The following is a 9,233-nucleotide window of genomic DNA, read 5'->3' on the forward strand; positions in this document are numbered from 1 at the left end:
GCGTGTCTGAAAGGCTGGCAATTCTCCCGGAATTAAGGTAGTTGCGCCCCAGAAAACAGACAAAACGTCCATCGGGTCAGTGCAGCCGCGCCGTCCTTACGACGCATTTCATTGAGTTACAAGGAAATCATATGGTCAAGGTTATCGCCTCATCCGTCCGCAAGGGCAATGTTCTCGAAGTCGAGGGCAAGCTCTACGTCGTGCTCACGGCCAATAACTTCCATCCTGGCAAGGGCACGCCCGTGACCCAGGTGGACATGCGCCGCATCGTCGACGGCGTGAAGGTATCCGAGCGCTGGCGCACGACCGAGCAGGTCGAGCGCGCCTTCGTCGAAGACCTGAACTTCCAGTTCCTCTATGAGGATGGCGAAGGCTTCCACTTCATGAACCCGGAAAACTACGACCAGGTGGTCGTCGATGCCGAGACCATGGGCGACCAGAAGGCCTACCTCCAGGAAGGCATGACCTGCGTTCTCTCCATCCACGAAGGCCTGCCGCTCGCCATCGAGCTGCCGCGCCACGTGACGCTCGAAATCGTCGAGACCGAGCCGGTCGTCAAGGGCCAGACGGCATCGTCCTCCTACAAACCCGCGATCCTCTCCAACGGCATCCGCGTCATGGTCCCGCCGCATATCGACGCCGGTGTGCGCGTCGTCGTTGCCACGGAAGACAATTCCTACGTCGAGCGCGCCAAGAACTAAGCGCGACCGGACGTTTTTGATTGAGAAGCCTCGGAGCGATCCGGGGCTTTTTTTGTTGGTGGGAGGTGGCGCGTCGGCATCGTTGAAAAGATGGATTCTTGGCTCAAGGCCACCGCGGTCCGGTTTAAATTGAGAGATCTGTATTGGGCGAGAGGGTTGCTCTTTCCGCGACCCCACTTCGGCTCATTCGGTCGCCCGCCGAGACGTACCGCACCCCCTCTGTCCTGCCGGACATCTCCCCCTCAAGGGGGGAGATCGAACTGGTGCACCGTCTTGCCCCAAACTGCGGTGAGCGGTGAGATGTGAAATGCAAAGAGTGCCTTTTGCCGATCTCCCCCCTTGAGGGGGAGATGCCCGGCAGGGCAGAGGGGGGTGAGCCGCAAAGGCTTCGCCAGCCAGCGCTGCTGAAACACGTGCTACCTCGTGACCTGAGCGCCCGCACAAACAAAAATCCCGCAGCCAGGGCCGCGGGATTTCAAAAAGCACCGAAATGGTGAAGCCCTTACATGCCCTTCGGCACGTTGGCCGCCACCTTGACGGCTGCGACCGAGTTTGGCGATCCCACGGCATAGCCGCCACCGAGTGCGACGCTGAGCGCCACGTAGTCCTGTGCGGCCTGCTGAACAGCGGTTGCCAGGTTTGCCTGGGCGTCGGAAACGTTGCGCTGTGCGTCGAGAACGTCGAGCAGCGAGGAGGCGCCGTCGCGGTAGCTGGCGGTCGCAAGCGAGAGGGCTTCCTTGTAGGAATCGACCGTCTTGCGGTAGGCGTTGACCGTCTGCTGGTCGCGGTTGAGCGCCGTCAGGGCGTTTTCGACTTCTTCCACCGCGCTAAGCACGGTCGACTTCCAGGCGAGGTACTGTTCGCGGGCAACCGACTTCTGGATGTCGACGCCTGCGCGCAGGGCACCGCCGTCGAGGATCGGCAGCGTGATGGTCGGACCGAAGCCCCAGCCATTGGACGTGCCGCGTGCGCCACCGCTGATGCGGGTGTAGCTTGGCGTGATCGAACCGCTCAGCGTAATGCTTGGGAAGAGCTGCGCTTCGGCAACACCGATGTTGGCAACGGCTGCGGCCAGCTGACGCTCGGCTGCGCGGATGTCCGGACGGTTGCGGATCAGATCCGCAGGAATGCCGGTGCGCGGAACGGCGCGGGCGACAGGCTGGCGTGCGCCGCGCTGCAGTTCGACGACCAGCGAATCAGCCGGCATGCCAAGCAGGGTGGCGATGCGGTGTGCTGCGCGGCGGTAGTTGGTTTCAAGCGTCGGCATCTGCGCCAGCGTCGAGTTGACCAGACCTTCGGACTGGACGACATCGAGACGCGAGGCAGCGCCTGCTTCCAGCTGCAGCTTGGTCAGATCCAGCGTCTCGCGGCGTGACCCGAGGTTCTGGCGGGCAATCGCCAGACGCTCCTGGTAGTAGCGCACGTCGATATAGGCAGACGCTACCGAGGAGATCAGCGTCAGGCGCTGAACGTCAGCCGTTGCATAAGCGGCGTCGAGCGAGGCGGCAGCGCTTTCCTTTTCGCGGCGGTAGCGACCGAAGAGGTCAAGCAGCCAGGACACGTTGAAGGCGTTGCTGGTGGTGTTGCTGACCCGTTCATTGGTGCTCGGGAAGCTGCCTTTGCTGCCGGAGGTTTCATGACGGAAGGTCGAGCCGAGCTGTGGGAGCGAACCAGCGCCCGCTACTGTGATGTTCGATTCGGCCTGGTTGATGCGCTCGATCGCCTGCAGAACGGTCAGGTTCTGCGACAGGCCGGTCGAAACATAGCCGTTCAGGCGGCTGTCATTGAATGCGGTCCACCATGCGACCGTGGCAATGTCGCCATTGCTGGTCTTGCTGCCTTCGGAGAACTTGGCTGGCAATTGGGTTTCCGGCGCCTTGTGGTCAGGGCCGACGACGCAGCCTGAAAGCAGGAGCAGCGTCAGAGGAATGGTCGCACGAAGTGACAGCATATGGTTATCCCGGTTTGTGTAGCGCACTGGGCGCTCCTCAGTCGAAGCGAGCGTCGCGTTGCTGTTTGCTGAAGGAGGTGCAGCTTTCGAATCTGCCATACTTCTATCAGCCTCGATTTGCATTGCTAGCATATTTCAACGGTTGTTAACGTTTAGAAAGCCGCCTGATAATGACGAAGAAGGACGGTACGAAGAAAATTCCGAGCAGTGTTGCAGAAAGCATACCACCCAATACCCCAATACCGATCGCATTCTGCGCCGCGGAGCCTGCACCGCTTGCAATGGCGAGCGGCACGACGCCCAGAATGAAGGCGAGCGATGTCATGATAATGGGGCGAAGGCGAAGCTTTGCCGCTTCCAAGGTTGCCTCGAGCAAGCTCAATCCATGTTCCTGCCTCTCCTTTGCAAACTCGACAATGAGGATGGCGTTCTTGGCTGCAAGACCGATCGTGGTCAGCAGTCCCACCTTGAAATAGACGTCGTTGGACTGGCCGAAGAAGTGCGCGGCGGTGACCGCACCCAGAACACCCACCGGCACGGCCAGAATGACCGAGAAGGGGATCGACCAGCTTTCGTAAAGGGCTGCCAGGCAGAGGAAGACGATCAGGACCGATAGCGCATAGAGCAGTGGCGCCTGCGAACCCGACAGGCGTTCCTGGTAGGAAATGCCCTGCCAGGCCACGGTGTAGCCACCGGGCAAGCTCGCCGTCAGCCGCTCCATCTCGTTCATCGCATCACCGGAGGCAACGCCTGGGCCTGCGGCACCATCGAGCGAAATGGCGCTCGTGCCGTTGAAGCGCGCAAGGGTCGGTGCGGCATTCTGCCAGCTGATCGTGCTGAAAGAGGAGAAGGGCACCATCTCGCCGCTGGCATTGCGGGCATACCAGTGCTTCAGGTCGTCCGGCTGCATGCGATAGGGCGCATCACCCTGCACATAGACCGGCTTCAATTCGCCATTCAGCGTGAAGTCGTTGACATCGCGACCGGCAAAGATGGTCGAGAGCATCAGGTTGACCGAGGCGAGATCGACGCCCATCGCGCCCATCTTCTCCTTGTCGAGATCGATCTTCATCTGCGATTCGGCGTCACGGCTGTTGGAGCGCAGCGAACTGATATTCGGATTGCCATTGGCAAGCTGGATCAGTTCCTTCGAGGCGTTGGTCAGTGCGGTCGTGCCGTTGCGGCCACTATCCACCAGATACATGGAGAAGCCGCTGGAGGTGCCGAGACCCTGGATTGCGGGGGGAAGAAGCGGGAAGACCTGCGCATCGCGGAAGGACAGGAACGTGCCCATGGCGCGCTGCACGATGGCTGCGGCATGTGCTTCCGGTGCGGTGCGCTCCGTGAAGTCCTTGAGCTTGGTGAAGACCATGGCGTTGTTCTGGCCGGAACCGCCGAAGCTGAAGCCCAGCACGCCGAAGACGGATTCGACATTGGCAGCTTCCTTCTCACGGAAGTAGCTTTCCACCTGCTTCACCACCTCGTTGGTGCGCTCCGTCGTGGCGCCTGTCGGCAGCTGCACGATCGTCAACAGCACACCCTGGTCTTCCTGCGGCAGGAAGGAGCTTGGAAGGCGGGTGAAGAACCAGGCGCAACCGCCAACCACGATGAGGAAGAGAATGGTGACGCGAACCGGGCGCTTCAGCAGATGGCCGATGCTGCCGACATAGCCATCGGTGGTGCGGCCGAAATTGCGGTTGAACCAGGCCGCCGGGCCGCGCTCCTTCTTGGCATGGACCGGCTTCAACATCGTGGCGCAGAGCGCCGGCGTCAGCACGATGGCAACGACGGCAGAGAGCAGCATCGCCGAAACGATGGTGATGGAGAACTGACGGTAGATGATACCCGTCGAACCGCCGAAGAAGGCCATGGGAATGAAGACCGCGGTCAACACAAGCGCGATGCCGATGATCGCACCGGTGATTTCGCCCATCGACTTTTCCGTCGCTTCGACCGGAGAGAGACCTTCCTCCGACATGATGCGCTCGACGTTTTCGACGACGACGATCGCGTCATCCACCAGAAGACCGATGGCAAGCACCATGGCGAACATGGTGAGCGTGTTGATCGAATAGCCGGTCAAAGCCAGCACGCCGAAGGTGCCGAGCAGAACCACGGGTACGGCGATCATCGGAATGAAGGTGGCGCGCAGGTTCTGCAGGAAGACGAGCAGAACGACGAAGACCAGCACGATGGCTTCGATCAGCGTGTGGACGACCTTTTCGATCGAGAGCTTGACGAAGGGTGTGGTGTCATAGGGATATTCGATCACCACGCCTTCCGGCAGCGAGCCTGCGACGCTGGTCAGCGCGTCCTTGACGCGGGCTGCCGTATCGAGCGCGTTCGCGCCAGTCGCAAGGTTCACCGCGAAGCCTGCGGACGGGCGACCGTTGGAGCGGGAATCCCCGCCATAGCTTTCCTGGCCGATTTCCACGCGCGCCACATCGCTGAGGCGAACCGTGGCACCGTCCTTTTCGACCTTAAGGATGATGGATTCGAAATCGGAAACCGTGGTCAGCTGGCTTTGCGCCGTGACAGTGACGTTCAGCTGCTGGCCCTTGACCGCGGGCTGTGCGCCGAGCGAACCGACCGAGACCTGGGTGTTCTGGCTTTCGATCGCGCTCGTCACGTCGGCGGTCGTCAACTGATACTTGTTCAGCTTGTAGGGATCGAGCCACACACGCATGGCGTATTCGGAGCCGAAGACGTTGATGCTGCCAACACCTTCCAGGCGCTTGATCTGGTCTTCGACGCGGGTGGAAAAGACGTCGCCCAGATTGGCCGAGGTCCGCTTGCCGTCGGTGGAGATCAGCGCGCCGACCATCAGGATCGACGAGGTGGAGCGGCTGACTTCGATGCCCTGCTGCTGCACCACATCGGGAAGCTGCGACTGGACAAGCTGAAGCTTGTTCTGCACCTGGACCTGGGCAATATCCGGCATGATGCTGGTGCCGAAGGTGAGTGTGACGGTCGCGCTGCCGGTGGAGGACGTCGACGTCATATAGGTGAGATCGTCGAGGCCGGTCATTCCGTCTTCGATGATGGTCGTCACCGATTTTTCCACGGTCTCCGCACTCGCACCATTATAGGAGGCGCTGATGCGCACCGTCGTCGGGGCGATATCCGGATATTGCGAAATCGACAGGGTGAAGATCGCCAAGACGCCGCCAAGCATGATGACGATGGCAATGACCCAGGCAAAGACAGGGCGCTTGATAAAGAAATGAGCCATCTGGACTGCGCCTTATGTGAATTGAACAGTTGAGCCGGACATGGGGGTCATGCCGACTTACTTGGCAGGCGCAGCAGGTTGAGCCTGCTTTTGCGGAACCACGATACCGCGATCGTCGATGGTCGCTTCGACAGGCGCAATCGTCGCGCCATCGGTGATCCACTGGAAGCCGTCGACGATCAGCTTATCGCCGTCCTTGACGTTTTCCGTCACCAGCCACGCATTGCCGGACTGACGGCTGGTGGGGAAGGTGCGGGTTTCCACCTTGTTCTCCGCGCCGACGAACTTTGCGGTCAGCTCGCCATTGGCATTTCGCGTTGCCGCTCTCTGGGGAATAAGGAAGCCCTTTTCCTTACCGATGGCGAGCGTGGCGCGCACATACATGCCTGGCAGAATGAGGTCGTTCGGATTGTCGAAAAGCGCGCGGATGGAAAAGGTGCCGGTGGTTTCGCTGACTGCCTTGTCGGACATGTCGATCTTGCCGTCCTGCTTGTATTCCGTGCCGTCTTCCAGCGTCAGATGGATGCCGGCCTTTTTCTCGCCGCTGCCGATAGTGCCGGCTGCGATCGCATCGCGCAGGCGCAGCAGATTTGCGCTCGATTCGATCAGGTCGATATAGATGGGGTCGATGCGGCGAAGCGTCGTCAGCGCCGTCGTCTGGTTGGCGGTCACCACATTGCCGACGGTGACATTGGTGAAGGAGACGATGCCGTCAAATGGCGCGCGCACCTTGGTCAGGTCGAGATTGATCTGCGCCGTCTCAAGCGCTGCGCGTGCCTGCGCCACATCGGCCTGCGCCTGGGCAAGCGTCGTTCGGGCATTTTCCAATTCAATCTGCGTCGCACCGCTGTTGACGAGGCGCTCGTAGCGGACGAAGTTCGCCTGTGCGGCTGGAATGCTCGCTTCCGCCTTGGCAAGGGTCGCCTTGGCCTGCGCGACTTCCGCCCCATAGGTATCGTCATCGATCTGATAGAGAACGGTGCCCTGCTTGACCTCGCTGCCTTCCTTATAGGGAATCTCGCGGATGATGCCCGACACGCGCGGTCGGATATCGGCGCTCTGATAGGCGCTGGCCCGACCGGGCAGCACGGTGGTCAGCGGGCTTTCGCTCTCCTTCAGGGTGATGACGCTGACGGGCGAGGGCGGCCGCTTGGCCTGTTGGGCGCCAGCATCCTTGCCATCGCCGCTATCGCTGCAGCCCGAAAGGACGCCTGCCATGAGAACCGTTGCTAGAAGGGCTTGAAGGCGTCGGGTCATCAATTTTCTCATATTGGAGTATGAAGGAATAGGGCTGCGGTCGATCGATCTTTTAAAAAACGTCAGCCGCTCGGGTCGTACAAAGCGGCATTTTACTTCATCTCGTTCAAAGGCCTGGACGACGCGCATATACCGTCAAATCAGGGCAAGACTGAAAATGCTGGAAGTGACGTAAATTTAAAACCGTCACTTTTCAAGAGCGTATTTCAGCGAACGGTCAATCAGCATAACCACATCCTCGCATCGTGTTGCCAAAATGCCAACATCTTCGCGGGAAATCAGCAAAGGATGCAGAACACAGGAGAGCACGGTCAATGCGAGTCCGGCTTCCTTGATTGGGTCTGCCTCGCGGTAGACACCCTGTTTGATGCCATCGCCGATAATGGTGGCGAATTGCTGCGTCAGCACCTGATGGTAATGGGCGCCGCAGGAGAGTTCGCGCTTCGAGGTCTGCAGGAAGACGTCGATCATATAGGGATTGTCGGTCAGGTCGTTGCGATGGTTTTGCATCAGCGTGCGAACCAGCGTCAGCATCCGATCGTGCGGGGTGTGGGTATCGTCGAGAAGATGCATCTTCTCTTTGAACACGCCGATGCGTTGGAGCATGATGGCATCGACCAGGGCGATCTTGGAATGAAAGTGCTTGAACACGTTGGCCGGTGACATGCCAAGTGCCGCAGCGATATCGGCGATGGCGACGGCAGAAAAGCCCCGCTCACGGAACAGCCTGTCCGTCATTGCCAGAATATCGCGGCGGGTTTCCTCGCCGGAACGCCGCGGGCGGGTGGCTTTCTTCACCACCGCCTCGCTGATCTTTTTCGAATTGCTATCGGCAACCTTGGTCACAGTCAGGCTCCGGGGAAATAAGGCTCCAGGTTCCGTCTCACTCTGTCGAGCGGTGATGCCTCTTCGTTATTGGGCTTGAAGGTCTGCCCGGTAATGCGCTCATAGGCTTCCATATAGACACGAGACGTTTGCAGAACCAGTTCCTCCGGGATTTGCGGAATCTCATCCTTATAGGGATCGCAGCGCTCGGCAACCCAGGCGCGGACGAAATCCTTGTCGAAGCTGACCGGGCGCGCGCCCGTCTCGAAGGCGTGCTGATAGCTGTCTGCCATCCAGTAGCGGCTGCTATCGGGCGTGTGGATCTCGTCGGCCAGAATGATCGTGCCGTTTTCGTCGGTGCCGAACTCATACTTTGTGTCGACCAGAATGAGGCCGCGTTTGGCCGCAACTTCCTGGCCGCGCTTGAAGAGCGCCAGCGCATAGGTGGAGAGCGTCTGCCACTGCTCTTCGGTCAGAAGCTTCTTCTCGACGATCTCGGCCGGCGTCAGCGGCTCGTCATGCCCGCCATCGAATTCCTTGCTGGTGGGCGTGATGATCGGCTCGGGCAGTTCCTGGTTGTCCTTCATGCCGTCGGGGAAGGTCACGCCATACATGCTGCGCTCACCCTTCTTATAGAGGGTGAGGATGGAGGTGCCGGTCGTGCCCGCCAGATATCCGCGAACGACGATCTCGACGGGCAGGATGGTGAGCCGCTTGCCGATGACGACATTGGGATCGGGATAGGAGACGACATGGTTGGGGCAGATGTCCTTGGTCTCTTCGAACCAGTAATGCGCCGTCTCGGTCAGCACCTGTCCCTTATAGGGAATACAGGTGAGGATACGGTCGAAAGCGCTCAGCCTGTCGGTGGAGATGATGATCCGGTTGCCGTCCGGAAGATCGTAATTCTCGCGGACCTTGCCACGATAATAGTTGGGAAGTTCAGGGATGACGGCTTCTTTCAGGATACGCACGGGCTTTCCTATCTCTGCAAATATCGCTGGACGGGCCATAGTCGATGGCGCGACGGTAAAACAACCCTATCCGATGTTGGGAAATCGGAAAATAGAGAGGTAGAAGTTTGGGGATTTGAGAGCTCCCGTTGCGTGAGTTCGAAATTGCCTATTTAAAACAGCGACTTACAAGAAATATGGATTTTGTTGAAAAACCTCTGTTGACTTGTTTGGGGTGTGTCTCTTATAAGTCCGCTCACTGACGAGGGCGGCGGCGCTGCTGGCGACGAAGTCCTTTGTTCTAGAGAAAATCG

6 protein-coding genes are annotated in these 9,233 nt (G+C 59.6%); 1 reads left to right on the plus strand and 5 read right to left on the minus strand.

All coding sequences use genetic code 11. The features are described from left to right. The first annotated feature begins 131 nt into the window (after nt 1-131). A complete protein-coding gene (efp, locus tag ACTJKV_RS20805) occupies nt 132-701 on the plus strand; it encodes an elongation factor P (RefSeq protein WP_062424820.1) in 570 nt (189 codons plus the stop codon). A 502-nt stretch (nt 702-1,203) separates the two neighbouring features. On the opposite strand, the gene ACTJKV_RS20810 is transcribed toward efp, so the two are convergent. The 5 genes from ACTJKV_RS20810 to ACTJKV_RS20830 all read right to left on the minus strand — a co-directional run bounded on the left by ACTJKV_RS20810 (nt 1,204) and on the right by ACTJKV_RS20830 (nt 8,940). Then, on the minus strand, nt 1,204-2,652 hold the full coding sequence (locus tag ACTJKV_RS20810) for an efflux transporter outer membrane subunit (protein ID WP_274103333.1): 1,449 nt from the start codon (nt 2,650-2,652) through the stop codon (nt 1,204-1,206). Nucleotides 2,653-2,797: 145 nt separating this feature from the next. Further along, a complete protein-coding gene (locus tag ACTJKV_RS20815) occupies nt 2,798-5,884 on the minus strand; it encodes an efflux RND transporter permease subunit (RefSeq protein ID WP_062424818.1) in 3,087 nt (1,028 codons plus the stop codon). Nucleotides 5,885-5,941: 57 nt separating this feature from the next. Further along, on the minus strand, nt 5,942-7,141 hold the full coding sequence (locus ACTJKV_RS20820; protein ID WP_062424817.1) for an efflux RND transporter periplasmic adaptor subunit: 1,200 nt from the start codon (nt 7,139-7,141) through the stop codon (nt 5,942-5,944). A gap of 186 nt (nt 7,142-7,327) precedes the next feature. Further along, nucleotides 7,328-7,987 carry a TetR family transcriptional regulator gene (locus tag ACTJKV_RS20825; protein WP_062444251.1) on the minus strand — a complete coding sequence of 220 codons (660 nt, stop codon included), beginning with the start codon at nt 7,985-7,987 and terminating at the stop codon, nt 7,328-7,330. Nucleotides 7,988-7,989: 2 nt separating this feature from the next. Continuing rightward, nucleotides 7,990-8,940 carry a phosphoribosylaminoimidazolesuccinocarboxamide synthase gene (locus ACTJKV_RS20830; protein ID WP_274103331.1) on the minus strand — a complete coding sequence of 317 codons (951 nt, stop codon included), beginning with the start codon at nt 8,938-8,940 and terminating at the stop codon, nt 7,990-7,992. Between the last annotated feature and the right edge of the window lie 293 nt (nt 8,941-9,233).

Origin of the sequence: Agrobacterium sp. 22117 (assembly GCF_052045735.1) — a bacterium.
Classification (GTDB): Bacteria; Pseudomonadota; Alphaproteobacteria; order Rhizobiales; family Rhizobiaceae; genus Agrobacterium; species Agrobacterium cavarae.

Bases quoted from the DNA above. Each gene is read 5' to 3' on its own strand.
- efp (WP_062424820.1), top strand. From the start codon at position 132: ATGGTCAAGGTTATCGCCTCATCCGTCCGCAAGGGCAATGTTCTCGAA.
- ACTJKV_RS20810 (WP_274103333.1), bottom strand. From the start codon at position 2,652: ATGCTGTCACTTCGTGCGACCATTCCTCTGACGCTGCTCCTGCTTTCA.
- ACTJKV_RS20815 (WP_062424818.1), bottom strand. From the start codon at position 5,884: ATGGCTCATTTCTTTATCAAGCGCCCTGTCTTTGCCTGGGTCATTGCC.
- ACTJKV_RS20820 (WP_062424817.1), bottom strand. From the start codon at position 7,141: ATGACCCGACGCCTTCAAGCCCTTCTAGCAACGGTTCTCATGGCAGGC.